Source organism: Pseudomonas sp. F2, assembly GCF_057174385.1.
Genome location: NZ_CM169904.1, coordinates 2,052,129 through 2,068,336 on the forward strand (window position 1 = coordinate 2,052,129; position 16,208 = coordinate 2,068,336).

Genomic DNA, 16,208 nt, shown 5'->3' on the forward strand with positions numbered 1-16,208 from the left:
AATCGCCTTCCAATGTAGGAGCTGCCGAAGGCTGCGATCTTTTTGCTCTCAATGCGGTTGCGTGTCGCCCGCTGCGGTGTCGATGCTGACCACCACCGACATCCCCGGGCGCAAGCGTTCCTCCTCCTGCTGATCCGGATCGATGGTGATCCGCACCGGCACGCGCTGGGCGATTTTCACGAAGTTGCCGGTGGCGTTATCCGCCTGCAGCAGGGCGAACTCCGAACCGGTGCCGGGCGAAATGTGCTGCACATGCCCGGTGAACTGACGGTGGTTCAGCGCGTCAACGGTGAAGCGCACCGGCTGCCCGACGCGCACGTTGTCCATCTGGGTTTCCTTCATGTTGGCGATCACCCATTTCTGGTTTGGCACCAACGCCATCAGCTGCGCCCCGGAATTGACGTAGGCGCCCAGGCGCACGCCGATCTGCCCGAGCTGGCCGTCTCGCGGGGCGACAATGCGCGTATTCGACAAGTCGATTCGCGCCAGTTGCACCGCCGCTTCAGCGCTGGCCACCGCCGCCTCCAGCGAACCGCGATTGACGATCACCGTCTGCAGATCCTGCCGGGCGATTTCCAGATTGGCCTTGGCCTGCGCCACCGCCGCAATACCTTGTGCATTGGCCGCGAGCGCCACGTCCATTTCGCGTTTCGACACCGAGCCGTCACTCACCAGCTCCTTGTTACGGCGCAGATCCGCCTCGCTTTTACGCAACTGCGCCTCGCTGTCGGCCACCACCGCCTGACGCAACTTGATCGTCGCTTCGGCACTGTTGCGTTGCTGCACCACATTGGCCAGCGCGGCTTTCTGCACCGCCAGTTGCGCCAGCGCCTGATCGAGGCGTTGCTGATAAATCCGGTCATCCAGGCGCACCAGCAAATCACCGGCCTTCACGTACTGGAAATCCTGCACCGGCACCTCGAACACGTAGCCACTGAGTTGCGGGCCGATGATCGTCACCTGCCCGCGCACCAGGGCGTTTTCCGTGGTTTCGACGGCGCTGCTGAACGGCGGCAGTTGCCAGGCGTAGAGCACGATCAGCACGCCGACGATGGCAATCGCGGCAAAGCCCAGTGACGAGATGATCCGCACCCGCAACGAGCGCGGCTCGGTGTTCGGCGAGGACGGCGGCGCCACGCCTTCCGGGGTGGCGGCGATGGCATTGGTGGTTGTGGTGGTGGGTTCGGTCATGAATGGGAGGCACCGTCAGGAGGTACGGAAGGCGCTGGGTCGACGGCTTTGGTGGTGCTCATCAGCCACAGCGCACGAATGGACAGCCAGATCATGGTCAGCACCGCAATCACGGCGATCAGCATGAACACATCGTTATAGGCCAGCACGTTGGCTTCGCGCGTGGCTGCGTTGGCCAGGCTGCGAATCCCGGCGAGGTTGCGCAGACTCGGGTCGGCCAGCAAGCTGCCATAGGCCGACCCGCCGCTCTGTACGCGGGCGGCCACCAGCGGATCGGACAGCGTCAGGTGCTCGACCAGATGACTGGAATGGAATTTCTCACGCACGATCTGGAACGTGCCCAACAATGCCGCACCGAGCAGGCCGCCGAGGTTGTTGCAGATCCCGAACAACACCGAAAAACTCACCAGATTGCGCGGGTTGGTCAACACGTTGCGGGTGCCGAACACCATGGTCGGCCCCAGAAAGAATGTACTGCCGAAGGCCAGCAGGAACTGGCTGAAATACAGGTTTTGCGGACGGGTCAGGTTGTTGGAGAAACTGTCCATCACCGAGCCGGTGGCCATCAGCGCCAGCGAGATGATCAGCGGCATCAGCAGGTGCCTGGGGTCGATGGTCAGCGCACTGGTCGCCAGCCCGGCGATGCTGCCGATCAGCATCACCACGTAGAGGCTGTGCAGTTGCTCATAACCCATGTTGAGGTTCTGCATGAAACCGACCGCGCCGGTGGATTGTTCCGAGGTGACCATGCGAATCAGGGTCACCGCCAGCGCCAGGCGGATCATCGTGCCGCTGCCGAGCCAGCGGGTCATCAGCATCGGGTTGCTGCGGTTGTGCTCGATGGCCAGGCCCGCGAGGATCAGGGCAATCGAGGCCGCCAGCGCATAGCCGATCCAGTCGGCCTCCAGCCACCAGTCGATCCGCCCCAGCGACAACACCGCGCAGAGCAGGGCCACGCCGCTGGCGAGGATGGCGAAGGTCAGAAAGTCCAGCGGTTCAAAGGTTTTGAAGCGGTCACCGGGCGGCAACTTGAGCAGCAACACGCAGCCCAGCGACAACAAGGCCATGCCCAATTCGAACAGGTACAAGCCACGCCATTCGGCGATTTGCAACAGGTCTTCGGAAAACAGGCGCGCCAGCGGCAGCGCCAGTTGTGAAGCCCCCAGGCCCAGCACCAGCGCCTTCAGCCGCCACTTGGCCGGAAATGCCTGGATCATGTAATACAGACCCAGCGAACTCAGCGCCGCACCGACCATGCCGTGCGCCGCGCGCACCGCGATGGCCGAGTTCAAGTCGTTGACGAACAGGTGGCCGAAGGTCACCAGCGCATACAGCACCAGAAACACCTCGGTGAATGCACGCAGGCCGAACTGCTGACGAAACTTCACCAGCAGCAGGTTCATCGACACGTTGGTCATCACGTACGCGGCCGGCAGCCAGGCCATCTCTGCCGTGGTCGCACCCAACGCGCCTTGCAGGTAAGGCAGGTTGGCGACCACCAGCGAGTTGCCCAGACCACCGGTCACCGCCACCAACAGCCCGACCAGCGCATAGGCCAGGCGCTTGGGGTTGGAGTGCAGCGGCGTCGAGGGGGAACCGGGCAGACTGGGCTTCTCGTGCGGCTGCCAGTTGCGCGGGGCGTATCGATCCATTGAAAGACCTTGTGCTTGTGTTGCCGGGAGTTTGCCGCACATCTTGCGGCAAACCCACAATCCTGTGGGAGCTGGCTTGCCAGCGATGGCGACACTCGGCTCGGCAACAGGGTGACCGGCAGCCCGCTCCCACAGGTTTGCGGCGGATTCGTAAATTCTGTTTAAAGGTCTTCTCGCCCGCAACGGATTTTTCCCGCACCGGGCAACTGCCACCCTTGCAGCCCTTCTCAACCTGCAAGGTGCCCGTTATGACCACGCCCCACCGGCAACGCTCCCTACATCTTTTAAAAAACCTTGTGGCGACCGCCCTGCTGCTGCCGGCCCTCGCCTTCGCTCAGGAACGCCCGTGGCCGGACGGTTCGCAACTGGTGATCTCGGTGTCGATGCAGTTCGAAACCGGCGGTCAGCCCGAAGGCGCGGAAAGTCCGTTCTCCGGCACGCCGCTGCCCAAGGGTTATCCGGATCTGCCGGCGCAGACCTGGTTTGATTATGGCTACAAGGAAGGCTTGTGGCGGATGCTCGACCTGTGGGATCGCACCGGCATCAAGGTCACCTCGCATGTGGTCGGCGAAGCGGCGCTCAAGCACCCGGAACTGGCGAAAGCGATTGCTGCGCGCGGCCATGAACTGGCGGCCCATGGCATGCGTTGGGCCGATTCGTACAACATGAGTTACGACCAGGAAAAACAGTTCATCGGCGACGGTGTCAACGCGGTGGAAAAACTTACCGGCCAGCGCTCAGTGGGCTACAACGCCAACTGGCTGCGGCGCAGCCCCAATACGCTGAAGGTTCTGCAAGACCTGAATTTCACCTATCACATCGATGACGTCAGCCGCGACGAACCGTTCGTGACCATGGTCCGTGGACGCAAATTTGCCGTGGTGCCGTACACCCTGCGCAATAACGACATCGTGCTGATCGAGGGCCGGCATTTCTCCGCCGAGCAGTTCTATCAGCAACTGGTGCTGGAATTTGATCGCCTGTACGCCGAAGGCGCGAGCCAGCGACGGATGATGTCGGTGAGTCTGCACGACCGCATCGGCGGCACACCGGCGATGGTCGAGGCGATGGAGCGGTTCATTTGTTATGCGCAAGCGCATCCGAAGGTAAGTTTCATGCGCAAGGATCAGATCGCCCGGGTCGTCCTGACCGAGAAAAACCCGCTGATCGACAACACGGAGGCGCTCTACAACCGGTAAGCCGCCGAAAACAGCCCTCTTCGCAGCATCTGGAGGGCTGCCAACTCGCGCAAACTCATCGTAAAAAGCCCTGTTGACTTTTGCGGAAAACCTCGCAACTATCCGCAACCATGTTGTACGACGACGTATAACAATAATAAAAACAACAAATGAAACAGGGAGCGTCACCGTGAGCACACTCGTCTGCAATTCCGTTCGCACGTCCCGTATTTCCATGCCCCGCCCGTGTTCCACCCTGACTTTGATCGGCTGCAGCAGCCTCGCCCTGGTTTTGCCCATGAGCGCAGACGCCGAAGGCTTCCTCGAAGACAGCAAAGCCACGCTGAACCTGCGCAACGCCTACTTCAATCGCAACTTCGTCAACCCGAACTATCCGCAGGGCAAGGCTGAAGAGTGGACGCAGAACTTCATCCTCGATGCCAAATCCGGCTTCACCCAAGGCACGGTCGGTTTCGGTCTCGATGTGCTGGGGATGTACTCGCAAAAACTCGATGGCGGCAAAGGCACCGGCGGTACGCAACTGTTGCCGATCCACGATGATGGTCGCCCGGCAGACAATTTCGGGCGACTGGGTGTAGCGCTGAAGGCCAAGGTGTCGAAGACTGAATTGAAGGTTGGCGAATGGATGCCGGTGCTGCCTATCCTGCGCTCGGACGATGGCCGCTCCCTGCCGCAGACCTTTCGCGGTGGCCAGGTCACTTCCACCGAAATCAACGGCCTGACCCTCTACGGCGGGCAGTTCCGTGGCAACAGCCCACGCAACGATGCCAGCATGGAAGACCTGTCGATGAACGGCCGCGGCGCCTTCACCTCTGACCGTTTCAACTTCGGTGGCGGCGAATACACCTTCAACGACAAGCGCACCCTGCTCGGCGTGTGGTACGCCGAACTCAGCGACATCTACCAGCAGCAGTATTTCAACCTCAGCCACAGTCAGCCGCTGGGCGACTGGACGCTGGGCGCCAACCTCGGTTTCTTCACCGGCAAGGAAGACGGCAGCGCCCTGGCCGGCGACCTCGATAACAAGACCGCGTTCGCCCTGCTTTCAGCCCGCTACGGCGGCAACACCTTCTACGTCGGTTTGCAAAAACTCAGCGGCGACGACGCCTGGATGCGGGTCAACGGCACCAGCGGCGGCACCCTGGCCAACGACAGCTACAACGCCAGTTATGACAACGCCAAAGAGCGCTCCTGGCAGTTGCGGCATGACTACAACTTCGTCGCCCTCGGCATTCCCGGCCTGACCCTGATGAACCGCTACATCAGCGGCGACAACGTGCACACCGGGACGATTACCGACGGCAAGGAATGGGGCCGCGAGTCGGAACTGGGGTACACCGTGCAAAGCGGACCGCTGAAAAACCTCAATGTGAGATGGCGCAACGCGACGATACGCCGGGACTTCAGCACCAATGAGTTCGATGAGAACCGGATCTTTGTCAGCTACCCGATTTCGTTGTTGTAACCAGATCTCTTTTTTACCCTGTGGGAGCGAGCCTGCTCGCGAAGGCGCCTTGTCAGTCGATGCAAGAGTTGCCTGGATGGCCACATCGCTGGCAAGCCAGCTCCCACAGAATTTGTAGTGAATGCGGTCATTGAAAACAACGCTGGTACCTGTGGGAGCTGGCCTGCCAGCGATGGCGGCGGCAGATTCACCATTGATGTTCATTGCCACAGCGCTTTCGCGAGCAGGCTCGCTCCCACAAGGAAATTGCAGTGCAACGAAGGCCTCGCGGTGATTGAAAAGTAAATGAGCCCCTTCCGTCATTTACACCAAAAGTCGCGTTGACAAGTTCCGGAAAGCCTACCGATACTTCAGCACAGTCATACGACAACCTACAACAAACCTAATAACAACGTGTAAGGGAGTGCCATGACGTCCACCTCTATTCCCCGTGCCCCGTTCAATCGTCTGCTGCTGACCGGCGCCGCCGGTGGCCTGGGCAAAGTCCTGCGCGAACGTATGCGCCCTTATGCCCATGTCTTGCGCCTGTCGGACATCGCCGCTCTTGCCCCTGCCGGTGATGATCGCGAAGAAATCGTCCTCTGCGACCTTGCCGACAAACAGGCGGTGCACCAACTGGTCGAAGGCGTCGACGCGATCCTGCATTTCGGCGGTGTCTCCGTCGAGCGGCCGTTCGAAGAAATTCTCGGCGCCAACATCTGCGGCGTATTTCACATCTACGAAGCTGCACGCCGCCATGGCGTCAAGCGAATGATCTTCGCCAGTTCCAACCACGTCATCGGCTTCTACAAACAGGACGAACCGCTCGACGCCAGCTGCGCCCGCCGCCCCGACGGCTACTACGGATTGTCCAAGTCCTACGGCGAAGACATGGCCAGTTTCTACTTTGATCGCTACGGCATCGAGACCGTCAGCATCCGCATCGGCTCCTCATTTCCCGAGCCGCAGAACCGCCGAATGATGCACACCTGGCTCAGCTTCGACGACCTCACCCAATTGCTCGAACGCGCGCTGTACACGCCCAACGTTGGCCATACGGTGGTCTATGGCATGTCCGCCAACAAGGACGTCTGGTGGGACAACCGCCTCGCCAGCCACCTCGGTTTTGAAGCCAAGGACAGCTCCGAAGTGTTCCGTGAAAAAGTCGAAGCGCAACCCATGCCCGCCGCCGATGACCCGGCACGGATCTACCAGGGTGGCGCGTTCGTCGCGGCCGGTCCCTTCGGCGACTGAACACCCTGACAACGACGCAAAGGAATGAGTATGCAAGCCGAATTGATCGTCGATGCTCGCAACGCCGTGGGCGAAAGCCCGGTCTGGGTGCCGCAGGAAAACGCGCTGTATTGGGTCGATATTCCCAACGGCGGGCTGCAACGCTGGAGCGCTGACACCGGCCATGTGCACGCCTGGAAAACCCCTGAAATGCTCGCCTGCATCGCCCGTCACAGCGGTGGCGGCTGGGTTGCCGGCATGGAGAGCGGCTTTTTTCATCTGCATCCGCACAGCGATGGCAGCCTCGACAGCGAACGACTCGCCACCGTCGAGCACAGCCGGGCAGACATGCGCCTCAACGATGGTCGCTGCGACCGCCAGGGCCGTTTCTGGGCCGGCAGCATGGTGCTGAACATGGGCCTGAACGCGCCTGCAGGCCGACTCTACCGCTACGGCGCCGTCTCGTCAGGCGTGATCGAAGCGCAGCTCGACGGGTTCATCGTGCCGAACGGCCTCGGCTTCAGCCCCGACGGCAAGACGATGTACCTGTCGGACTCACATCCGCACGTGCAATTGATCTGGGCCTTCGATTACGACACCGAGACCGGCACGCCATCGAACCGCCGCGTTTTCGTCGACATGAACCACTTCCCCGGCCGACCGGATGGCGCTGCCGTGGATGCCGAAGGCTGCTACTGGATTTGCGCCAACGACGCCGGACTGATTCACCGTTTTGCTCCGGACGGGCGCCTCGACTTCTCGCTGCAAGTGCCGGTGCAGAAACCGACGATGTGTGCCTTCGGCGGCAGCGACATGGACACGTTGTTTGTCGCCTCGATTCGTCCCGGCGACGACCGCGATCCGCAATCCCTGGCCGGCGGCGTGTTCGCGTTGAAGCCCTACGTCAAAGGCCTTGCCGAATCCTTGTTCAACGATCTGCTTTAAACCCCTCTGCTGCACCGCTGCGCCTTGAACACAACAATAACAAGACTGGAGACTCACCCCCATGAACTTCAAACGCACCTTGCTGGCCGCCGCACTCCCACTGATGTTTACCTTCACTGGCGCCGCCCAGGCCCTGCAACTCAAATTCGCTGACATCCACCCCGCCGGTTATCCAACGGTAGTGGCCGAAGAAAACATGGGCAAGACCCTGACCCGGGAAACCAACGGCGAGCTGACCTTCCAATACTTCCCCGGCGGCGTGCTGGGCTCTGAAAAGGAAGTCATCGAGCAGATGCAAGTCGGCGCGGTGCAGCTGTCTCGCGTCAGCCTGGGTATTGTCGGCCCCGTGGTCCCGGACGTGAACGTGTTCAACATGCCGTTCATCTTCCGCGACCATCAACACATGCGTAACGTCATCGACGGCCCGGTGGGCGACGAGATCCTCGACAAAATCACCCACTCCGAATTCGGCTTGGTGGCGCTGGCCTGGATGGACGGCGGCACGCGCAACGTCTACACCAAGAAACCGGTACGCAAGCTCGAAGACCTCAAGGGTATGAAGATTCGCGTGCAAGGCAACCCGATGTTCATCGACATGATGAATGCCATGGGCGGTAACGGTATCGCCATGGACACCGGGGAAATCTTCAGCGCCTTGCAGACCGGCGTGATCGACGGCGCGGAAAACAACCCGCCGACCCTGCTCGAACACAACCACTTCCAGAACGCCAAGTTCTATAGCCTGACCGGTCACCTGATCCTGCCGGAGCCGATTGTGATGTCAAAAATCACTTGGGAAAAACTGACCCCGGAACAACAGGCGCTAGTCAAGACCGCCGCCAAGGCTGCCCAGGCTGAAGAACGCGTGCTGTGGGACAAGAAGTCCGCTGCCAGCGAAGAAAAACTCAAGGCCGCGGGCGTCGAGTTCATCCAGGTCGACAAGAAACCCTTCTACGACGCCACCGCGCCAGTGCGGGAAAAGTATGGCGCGGCGTACGCCGACCTGATCAAGAAAATCGAAGCCGTTCAGTAACGCCTCCCGCTCCGTACTCATTAACCAGGCCCGGCGCACCTGATGACTCAGGTGCGCCCGGTTACGGTGGAACCCGATGAAGAATCTGCTGCTGCGTATCAACGACAAGATCTACATGACGTGCATCTGGGTCGCCGGCCTTGCCGTCCTGGCGATTTCCCTGATGATTCCCTGGGGCGTGTTCGCCCGCTACGTCCTGGGCACCGGTTCGAGCTGGCCAGAGCCCACGGCGATCCTGCTGATGATGGTGTTTACCTTCATCGGCGCCGCCGCCAGTTACCGCGCCGGCGCACACATGGCCGTGGCCATGCTCACCGATCGCATGCCCCCACAACTGAGAGCTGCGGCGGCGATATTCTCGCAACTGCTCATGGCGTCGATCTGCATTTTCATGACCATCTGGGGCGCCAAGCTGTGCATGTCCACCTGGAATCAGTTCATGGCAGCCCTGCCCGATCTGCGGGTTGGCGTGACCTACTTGCCGATTCCCGTGGGCGGCTTGCTGACGCTGGTTTTCGTTCTGGAAAAGCTCTTGCTCGGTGACCAGAGCAAACGGCGTGTCGTGCAGTTCGATCTGGTTGAAGAAAGCGAAGGTGCCGCTTAATGGACGCTCTGATTCTGCTGGGCAGTTTTATCGTATTGATCCTGATCGGCATGCCAGTCGCCTACGCGCTGGGCGCCGCCGCACTGATCGGTGCATGGTGGATCGACATCCCGTTCCAGGCGGTGATGATTCAGGTCGCGTCGGGGGTGAACAAATTCTCACTGCTGGCCATTCCGTTCTTCGTCCTGGCCGGTGCGATCATGGCCGAGGGCGGCATGTCCCGCCGGCTGGTGGCATGTGCCGGAGTGCTGGTGGGTTTCGTGCGCGGTGGTCTGTCGCTGGTCAACATCGTCGCCTCGACCTTCTTCGGCGCGATCTCCGGTTCCTCGGTGGCCGACACCGCGTCGGTGGGTTCAGTGCTGATTCCGGAAATGGAACGCAAGGGCTATCCTCGGGAATTCTCCACCGCGGTGACCGTCAGCGGCTCGGTGCAAGCCCTGCTCACGCCGCCAAGCCATAACTCGGTGCTCTATTCTCTGGCTGCCGGTGGTACCGTTTCGATTGCCTCGCTGTTCATGGCCGGCATCGTGCCGGGCTTGATGATGAGCGCTTGCCTGATGGTGCTGTGCCTCATCTTCGCGAAAAAGCGCAACTACCCCAAGGGTGAAGTGATCCCGATGCGCCAGGCGCTGAAAATCGTCGGCGAAGCACTCTGGGGCATGATGGCGATGGTGATCATCCTCGGCGGCATCCTCTCGGGGATCTTCACCGCCACGGAATCGGCGGCGATTGCCGTGCTGTGGTCATTCTTCGTGACCATGTTCATCTACCGCGATTACAAGTGGAGCGAACTGCCGAAACTGATGCACCGCACCGTGCGGACGATTTCGATCGTGATGATCCTGATCGGTTTCGCCGCAAGCTTCGGCTACATCATGACCCTGATGCAGATACCGGCGAAGATCACCACGCTGTTCCTGACCCTGTCGGACAACCGCTACGTGATCCTGATGTGCATCAACGTCATGCTGCTGTTGCTCGGCACGGTGATGGACATGGCGCCGCTGATCCTGATCCTCACGCCGATTCTGATGCCGGTGATTCTCGGCATCGGTGTCGACCCGGTGCAATTCGGCATGATCATGCTGGTCAACCTCGGGATCGGGCTGATAACGCCGCCGGTGGGCGCGGTACTGTTTGTCGGTTCGGCGGTGGGCAAGGTCAGTATCGAACGCACCGTGAAAGCGCTGCTGCCGTTCTATGCCGTGCTGTTTCTGGTGTTGATGCTGGTCACTTACATCCCCGCCATTTCCCTGTGGCTACCGCACTTGGTGTTGTAACAGCCTGAAAGATCGCAGCCTCGTTTCACTCGGCAGCTCCTACATGGGAATGCGATTCCTGCAGGAGCTGCCGAAGGCTGCGATCTTTTGATCTGCCAACATTCAGGCACGCAACAACATATACCCCGCCACCACCAGACACACGCTGGCAAACCCCACCTGCAACGTCCGCGCCGGGACCCGCGCACAAAGCTTGCGCCCGATGATCATGCCGACGATGCTGGCGACGATAAACGCCGCGCCCTGTGCGTCAATCCGCACGCCTGCGTGAAACGATCCGATCACGCCAATCGCCGAAATCAGGCTGATCACCATCAGCGACGTCGCCACGATCCCGCGCATCTGCACATCGGTCAGTTGCTTGAACGCCGGCACGATCAGGAACCCTCCGCCGACGCCGAGCAAGCCCGAAACCACGCCGGTCACCGCGCCCAATACCGCAAGAGTCGCGGTGCATTTGGCGGTCCAGTCGAAGCGCCCGGTCTGTTCATTGAGCATGCAGTTCTTCTGCCCCCAGCTCGCGTGGCCGTGGTCGCTCGGTCCCACTTGCGCACGCTCGCGGCGCAACATGCGCCAGGCGACCATGACCATCAGCAGGCTGAAGAGGATCATCAGAACCTGCTCCGGCAACTGATGCGCGAAATAGATCCCCAGCGGCGAAAACACCGCGCCAAGCGCCGCAATCAGCAGTGCCGCGCGATAGCGCACCAGGCCATGACGCAAACCGTCGATGGCACCGACGGCTGCCGCACTGCCCACCGCGAACAACGCCACGGGCGCGGCCTGAGTCATGCTCCAGCCGAGGCCAAGCACCAGCGCCGGCACCGCGAGAATCCCGCCGCCCGCCCCGGTCAGCCCGAGAATCAGCCCCATCAACACGCCAAACAGACTTGCCAGCAACATAGGGAGTTCTCAGTCGACTTTGGACAAACCGGTCAGCCACTCGCGGCCCTTGAGCATGCCGTTCCAGTAGAACCACGGCAGCAGCGTCGCCTTGAGAAACCACGCCGAGCGGCGCGGCACGGTCGCATCAAGGGCGAAGGTCGGCAGCAACTTCCCGCCGTAACCGAACTCGGCGAGGATCACCTTGCCCTTCTCCACCGTCAGCGGGCAGGAACCATAGCCGTCGTACTTCAGTGGCAACGGCTGCCGCTTGCGCAGCGCCAGAAGGTTTTCGGCGACGACCACGACCTGCTTGCGCACGGCGGCAGCGGTTTTTGCGTTAGGGGTGCCGCAGACGTCACCGAGACCAAACACTTCGGGGTAACGCGGATGTTGCAGGCTGTGCGGATTGACTTCGCACCAGCCGGCGGCGTCGGCCAGCGGGCTCTGGGCGATGAAGTCCGGCGCGACTTGCGGCGGCACGACATGCAGCAGGTCAAAGGTTTTCGCCTGTGTGGTGACGTTGCCGTCAGCGTCCTTGATCTCGAACCAGGCGGTTTTCGCCGGGCCGTCGACCCTGACCAGATTGCTGTTGAAGGCCAGTTGCGCGTTGTACTTCTCGATGTACTTCATCAGCGGCGGGACGAAGGTCGCGACACCGAAGAGTACAGCACCGGCGAGGTTGAACTCGACGTTAACGTTATTCAGCACAGCGGTCTTGCGCCAGTAATCGCACGACAGGTACAACGCCTTCTGCGGCGCGCCAGCGCATTTGATCGGCATCGCCGGCTGAGTAAACAGCGCCTTGCCGCCGCGCAGTTTCTGCACCTGATCCCAGGTGTACTGCGCATGCTGATAGCTGTAGTTGGACGTCACGCCATGCTGGCCGAGACTTTCCTGCAGGCCTTCGATTTTCTCCCAGGCCAGACGCAGGCCGGGGCAGACGATCAGGTTCTGGTAGCTGACGCGGCGTTGATCGTTGAGCGTGAGGTGACGTGTGTCGGGATCCACCGCTGTCACCGCCGCCTGAATCCAGGTGGCCTGACGCGGCATCACTTTGCTCATCGGCCGCACGGTGTCCTTGACGTCATAGGCGCCACCGCCGACCAGCGTCCACGCCGGTTGGTAGTAGTGGTGGGCGCTCGGCTCGATCACGGTGATGTTCAGAGTGGGATCACGCTTGAGCAGACTGGCGACAAAACCGATGCCGGCGGTGCCGCCGCCGATGACCACGATGTCTGCACTGATGGATGGGCCCCAGTGTTGATCGTTCATTGCTTGTTCCTTATTGCTGCACGCAAGGATTTTTTCGAATCAAACCACGAAACCTGTGGGAGCTGGCTTGCCAGCGATAGGGACGTGTCAACCGCTATTGATGGCGACTGACACTCCGCCATCGCTGGCAAGCCAGCTCCCACAGGTTTTGTATTGTGTTGGCTGACATTTATGGGTGGCCCCAGCTCTTGAGCACCGCCCCGCAATACAACCCGGACAGGGTCTTCATCACCTGAATCACTTCAGGGCTGGCCAGGCCGTAAAAGATGTATTTGCCTTCACGGCGGGTCGCCACCAGGCCTTCATCGCGCAGGATGCCCAGTTGCTGGGACAGCGTCGGCTGGCGCACACCGGTCATTTTTTCCAGCTCGCCGACGTTGCGTTCGCCCTGAGTCAGCTGGCACAGGATCAACAGACGGTCCTCATTGGCCAAAGCCTTGAGCAGCGCGCAGGCCTTGGAGGCGGAGGCCCGCAATTGGGCGACTTCACATTCGGTCAGACTGGATTGCATTTGCATGATGCCTTCAACGTCACTTAAGCTGCGAACATTATGTTTTTAGATAAAGTGTTGCAACCCATTTCCCTGATTCAGGTTGGTGTCCATGCCCGCGCAGATTGAAGCTTTCCTCGACCCCGCCTCTTCGACCTACAGCTATGTGGTCTATGAAGCCGATGGCGGGCAATGTGCAATCGTCGATCCGGTCCTCGATTACGACGGCGCCGCCGGTCGCACCAGCACCGTACAGGCCGACAAAATCATCGCCTTCGTTCGTGACCACCGCCTGCAAGTGCAATGGCTGCTGGAAACCCACGCCCACGCCGACCACCTGTCCGCCGCGCCGTACCTGCGCCGCGAACTGGGCGGCAAGATCGCCATCGGTCAGTCGATCAGCAAAGTGCAGAATGTGTTCAAGACGCTGTTCAATCTGGAGCCGGAATTCTGCGTCGACGGCTCGCAGTTCGATCACCTCTTCGCCCCGAACGAGTCGTTCAGGATCGGCAATCTCAAAGCCACCGCCCTGCACGTCCCCGGCCACACCCCGGCGGACATGGCCTACTTGATCGACGGCGAGCAGATCCTGGTCGGCGACACGCTGTTCATGCCCGACGTCGGCACCGCCCGCTGCGACTTCCCCGGCGGCGACGCGCATCAGCTGTTCAACTCGATCCACAAACTGCTGGCCTTCCCCGCCAGCGTCAAACTCTACGTCTGCCACGACTACCCGCCCGAAGGCCGCGCCGCGCAGTGCCAGACCACCGTCGGTGAGCAGCGTCTGAGCAATATTCATGTACATGACGGGATCGACGAGGCGGCGTTTGTCGAGATGCGCACCCAGCGCGATGCGGGGTTGGGCATGCCGACGCTGTTGCTGCCGGCGATTCAGGTGAATGTGCGGGCGGGGAATTTTCCGGCGGCCGAGGACAATGGTGTGGTTTACCTGAAGGTGCCGATCAATAAGCTCTAAAAGCAAAAGATCGCAGCCTTCGGCAGCTCCTACAGGGACATGGTTTGTGCGTGCCCTGCGTAGGAGCTGCCGCAGGCTGCGATCTTTTGATCTTCAAGAACCCAGCGTCAACCCATTCGCCGGCAACGGCAACGCGGTCTTGTAGCGCACCTGCTTCAAGGCAAAACTCGACCGGATGTTCGCCACCCCCGGCACCTTGGTCAGAAAGTCCATCATGAAGCGTTCAAGCGCCTGAATCGTCGGCACCAGCACCCGGATCAGATAGTCCGGGTCGCCGGCCATCAGGTAGCACTCCATCACCTCGGGGCGGTCGGAAATCGCCTCTTCGAAATGCTGCAACGCCTCCTCGACCTGCTTCTCCAGACTGACGTGGATGAACACGTTCACGTGCAGCCCCAGCAGATCGGCATCCAGCAGCGTCACCTGCTCGCGAATCAGGCCTAATTCCTCCATTGCCTTGACCCGGTTGAAACACGGCGTCGGCGACAGGTTCACCGAGCGTGCGAGGTCGGCATTGGTGATGCGCGCATTCTCCTGAAGGCTGTTGAGAATGCCGATGTCGGTACGGTCCAGTTTGCGCATGAGACAAAACCACCTGTTTTTTATGTTTATGCAGAATTTCTATCTGCAAATCGTCTCCAACGCAACGAAACAGAGAGAAATATTCTTCTTGGCCGGGCCTATGATTGTTGTAGGACAAGATTTCTTTCACCCAAGAATGATTGCCAGCTCACTACAAGAAATTCACAAGATCGAGCGTAGAAGCCATGACCCAAGCGTATGAACCGCTGCGTCTGCACGTCCCTGAACCCTCGGGCCGCCCAGGCTGCAAAACCGACTTCTCCTACCTGCATCTGACCGATGCCGGCACGGTGCGCAAACCTTCCATTGACGTCGAACCTGCCGACACCGCCGACCTGGCGCGTGGGCTGATTCGGGTGCTCGACGATCAGGGCAACGCCCTCGGCCCTTGGGCTGAAAATGTGCCGGTCGACATCCTGCGCAAGGGCATGCGTGCCATGCTCAAGACGCGGATCTACGACAACCGCATGGTGGTCGCCCAGCGCCAGAAAAAAATGTCGTTCTACATGCAAAGCCTTGGCGAAGAAGCCATCGGCAGCGCCCAGGCCCTGGCCTTGAACATCGACGACATGTGCTTCCCGACGTACCGCCAGCAAAGCATTCTGATGGCCCGCGAAGTGCCGCTGGTCGACCTGATCTGCCAGCTGCTGTCCAACGAGCGCGATCCGCTCAAGGGCCGGCAGTTGCCAATCATGTACTCGGTCAAGGACGCCGGCTTCTTCACCATCTCCGGCAACCTCGCCACTCAGTTCATTCAAGCCGTCGGCTGGGGCATGGCCTCGGCGATCAAGGGCGACACCAAAATCGCCTCGGCCTGGATCGGTGACGGTGCCACCGCCGAATCGGACTTCCACACCGCCCTCACCTTCGCCCACGTTTACCGCGCGCCAGTGATTCTCAACGTGGTCAACAACCAATGGGCAATCTCGACCTTCCAGGCCATCGCCGGAGGTGAAGCCACCACCTTCGCCGGACGCGGCGTCGGTTGCGGCATCGCCTCGTTGCGCGTCGATGGCAACGACTTCTACGCAGTCTACGCCGCCTCCGCCTGGGCGGCTGAACGCGCCCGGCGCAACCTCGGCCCAACCATGATCGAGTGGGTCACCTACCGCGCCGGCCCGCACTCGACCTCCGACGATCCGTCGAAATACCGTCCTGCTGACGACTGGAGCCACTTCCCACTGGGCGACCCGATTGCCCGCCTCAAGCAGCACCTGATCAAGGTTGGCCACTGGTCGGAAGAAGAGCACGCCGCCGTCAGCGCCGAACTCGAAGCCGAGGTGATTGCCGCGCAGAAACAGGCCGAACAGTACGGCACCCTCGCCGGCGGCCAGATTCCAAGCGCCGCGACCATGTTCGAAGACGTCTACAAAGAGATGCCGGAGCACTTGAAGCGCCAGCGTCAGCAGTTGGGGATCTGAC

The 16,208-nt window shown here is 60.9% G+C and carries 15 protein-coding genes; 9 read left to right on the plus strand and 6 right to left on the minus strand.

The genetic code is table 11. The annotated features are described in order from the left end of the window. Positions 1–48: 48 nt before the first annotated feature. A complete protein-coding gene (locus AC193Q_RS08870) occupies positions 49–1,191 on the minus strand; it encodes an HlyD family secretion protein (RefSeq protein WP_121186003.1) in 1,143 nt (380 codons plus the stop codon). After that, the gene (locus AC193Q_RS08875; RefSeq protein WP_047293613.1) at positions 1,188–2,843 is read right to left on the minus strand and encodes an MFS transporter; all 1,656 of its coding nucleotides are present in this window, start codon (positions 2,841–2,843) and stop codon (positions 1,188–1,190) included. Before AC193Q_RS08875 ends, AC193Q_RS08870 begins: the two co-directional genes overlap by 4 nt. Positions 2,844–3,091: 248 nt before the next feature. Between AC193Q_RS08875 and AC193Q_RS08880 the strand changes: the two genes are divergently transcribed. The 7 genes from AC193Q_RS08880 to AC193Q_RS08910 all read left to right on the plus strand — a co-directional run bounded on the left by AC193Q_RS08880 (position 3,092) and on the right by AC193Q_RS08910 (position 10,581). Then, on the plus strand, positions 3,092–4,042 hold the full coding sequence (locus AC193Q_RS08880) for a polysaccharide deacetylase family protein (RefSeq protein ID WP_121186005.1): 951 nt from the start codon (positions 3,092–3,094) through the stop codon (positions 4,040–4,042). Between the two features lie 169 nt (positions 4,043–4,211). Beyond that, on the plus strand, positions 4,212–5,507 hold the full coding sequence (locus AC193Q_RS08885; RefSeq protein WP_121186007.1) for an OprD family porin: 1,296 nt from the start codon (positions 4,212–4,214) through the stop codon (positions 5,505–5,507). Between the two features lie 408 nt (positions 5,508–5,915). Further along, the gene (locus tag AC193Q_RS08890) at positions 5,916–6,740 is read left to right on the plus strand and encodes an NAD-dependent epimerase/dehydratase family protein (protein WP_121186009.1); all 825 of its coding nucleotides are present in this window, start codon (positions 5,916–5,918) and stop codon (positions 6,738–6,740) included. Between the two features lie 30 nt (positions 6,741–6,770). Next, on the plus strand, positions 6,771–7,664 hold the full coding sequence (locus tag AC193Q_RS08895; RefSeq protein WP_121186011.1) for an SMP-30/gluconolactonase/LRE family protein: 894 nt from the start codon (positions 6,771–6,773) through the stop codon (positions 7,662–7,664). A gap of 61 nt (positions 7,665–7,725) precedes the next feature. Then, positions 7,726–8,697: a TRAP transporter substrate-binding protein gene (locus AC193Q_RS08900; protein ID WP_121186013.1), complete on the plus strand. Its 972-nt coding sequence runs from the start codon at positions 7,726–7,728 to the stop codon at positions 8,695–8,697. 76 nt (positions 8,698–8,773) lie between these two features. Beyond that, positions 8,774–9,301, plus strand: a complete 528-nt coding sequence (locus AC193Q_RS08905) for a TRAP transporter small permease (RefSeq protein ID WP_047293601.1) — start codon at positions 8,774–8,776, stop codon at positions 9,299–9,301. Further along, complete coding sequence (locus AC193Q_RS08910; protein ID WP_047293599.1) at positions 9,301–10,581, plus strand: TRAP transporter large permease; 1,281 nt, start codon at positions 9,301–9,303, stop codon at positions 10,579–10,581. Before AC193Q_RS08905 ends, AC193Q_RS08910 begins: the two co-directional genes overlap by 1 nt. A 102-nt stretch (positions 10,582–10,683) precedes the next feature. Here the strand turns inward: AC193Q_RS08910 and AC193Q_RS08915 are convergent, their stop codons facing one another. From AC193Q_RS08915 to AC193Q_RS08925, 3 genes are all read right to left on the minus strand, one after another. Further along, complete coding sequence (locus tag AC193Q_RS08915) at positions 10,684–11,484, minus strand: sulfite exporter TauE/SafE family protein (RefSeq protein ID WP_047293598.1); 801 nt, start codon at positions 11,482–11,484, stop codon at positions 10,684–10,686. Between the two features lie 9 nt (positions 11,485–11,493). Beyond that, positions 11,494–12,738, minus strand: a complete 1,245-nt coding sequence (locus AC193Q_RS08920) for an NAD(P)/FAD-dependent oxidoreductase (protein WP_121186015.1) — start codon at positions 12,736–12,738, stop codon at positions 11,494–11,496. 169 nt (positions 12,739–12,907) lie between these two features. Further along, on the minus strand, positions 12,908–13,249 hold the full coding sequence (locus AC193Q_RS08925; RefSeq protein WP_003224002.1) for an ArsR/SmtB family transcription factor: 342 nt from the start codon (positions 13,247–13,249) through the stop codon (positions 12,908–12,910). A 91-nt stretch (positions 13,250–13,340) separates the two neighbouring features. On the opposite strand from AC193Q_RS08925, the gene AC193Q_RS08930 reads away from it, so the two are divergent. After that, the gene (locus tag AC193Q_RS08930) at positions 13,341–14,204 is read left to right on the plus strand and encodes an MBL fold metallo-hydrolase (RefSeq protein WP_095668926.1); all 864 of its coding nucleotides are present in this window, start codon (positions 13,341–13,343) and stop codon (positions 14,202–14,204) included. A gap of 93 nt (positions 14,205–14,297) precedes the next feature. Here the strand turns inward: AC193Q_RS08930 and bkdR are convergent, their stop codons facing one another. Next, positions 14,298–14,786, minus strand: a complete 489-nt coding sequence (bkdR, locus tag AC193Q_RS08935; protein WP_027613216.1) for a Bkd operon transcriptional regulator BkdR — start codon at positions 14,784–14,786, stop codon at positions 14,298–14,300. A gap of 185 nt (positions 14,787–14,971) precedes the next feature. Here bkdR and AC193Q_RS08940 point away from each other — a divergent pair, with 185 nt between their 5' ends. After that, positions 14,972–16,207, plus strand: a complete 1,236-nt coding sequence (locus AC193Q_RS08940) for a 3-methyl-2-oxobutanoate dehydrogenase (2-methylpropanoyl-transferring) subunit alpha (RefSeq protein WP_041073337.1) — start codon at positions 14,972–14,974, stop codon at positions 16,205–16,207. The last annotated feature ends 1 nt before the right edge of the window (position 16,208 follow it).

What these genes read in the sequence shown, in the direction of transcription:
- AC193Q_RS08925 (WP_003224002.1), bottom strand. Translation starts at nt 13,249, where the DNA reads ATGCAATCCAGTCTGACCGAATGTGAAGTCGCCCAATTGCGGGCCTCC.
- AC193Q_RS08880 (WP_121186005.1), top strand. Translation starts at nt 3,092, where the DNA reads ATGACCACGCCCCACCGGCAACGCTCCCTACATCTTTTAAAAAACCTT.
- AC193Q_RS08910 (WP_047293599.1), top strand. Translation starts at nt 9,301, where the DNA reads ATGGACGCTCTGATTCTGCTGGGCAGTTTTATCGTATTGATCCTGATC.
- AC193Q_RS08875 (WP_047293613.1), bottom strand. Translation starts at nt 2,843, where the DNA reads ATGGATCGATACGCCCCGCGCAACTGGCAGCCGCACGAGAAGCCCAGT.
- bkdR (WP_027613216.1), bottom strand. Translation starts at nt 14,786, where the DNA reads ATGCGCAAACTGGACCGTACCGACATCGGCATTCTCAACAGCCTTCAG.
- AC193Q_RS08895 (WP_121186011.1), top strand. Translation starts at nt 6,771, where the DNA reads ATGCAAGCCGAATTGATCGTCGATGCTCGCAACGCCGTGGGCGAAAGC.
- AC193Q_RS08940 (WP_041073337.1), top strand. Translation starts at nt 14,972, where the DNA reads ATGACCCAAGCGTATGAACCGCTGCGTCTGCACGTCCCTGAACCCTCG.
- AC193Q_RS08900 (WP_121186013.1), top strand. Translation starts at nt 7,726, where the DNA reads ATGAACTTCAAACGCACCTTGCTGGCCGCCGCACTCCCACTGATGTTT.
- AC193Q_RS08915 (WP_047293598.1), bottom strand. Translation starts at nt 11,484, where the DNA reads ATGTTGCTGGCAAGTCTGTTTGGCGTGTTGATGGGGCTGATTCTCGGG.
- AC193Q_RS08870 (WP_121186003.1), bottom strand. Translation starts at nt 1,191, where the DNA reads ATGACCGAACCCACCACCACAACCACCAATGCCATCGCCGCCACCCCG.
- AC193Q_RS08920 (WP_121186015.1), bottom strand. Translation starts at nt 12,738, where the DNA reads ATGAACGATCAACACTGGGGCCCATCCATCAGTGCAGACATCGTGGTC.
- AC193Q_RS08930 (WP_095668926.1), top strand. Translation starts at nt 13,341, where the DNA reads ATGCCCGCGCAGATTGAAGCTTTCCTCGACCCCGCCTCTTCGACCTAC.
- AC193Q_RS08890 (WP_121186009.1), top strand. Translation starts at nt 5,916, where the DNA reads ATGACGTCCACCTCTATTCCCCGTGCCCCGTTCAATCGTCTGCTGCTG.
- AC193Q_RS08905 (WP_047293601.1), top strand. Translation starts at nt 8,774, where the DNA reads ATGAAGAATCTGCTGCTGCGTATCAACGACAAGATCTACATGACGTGC.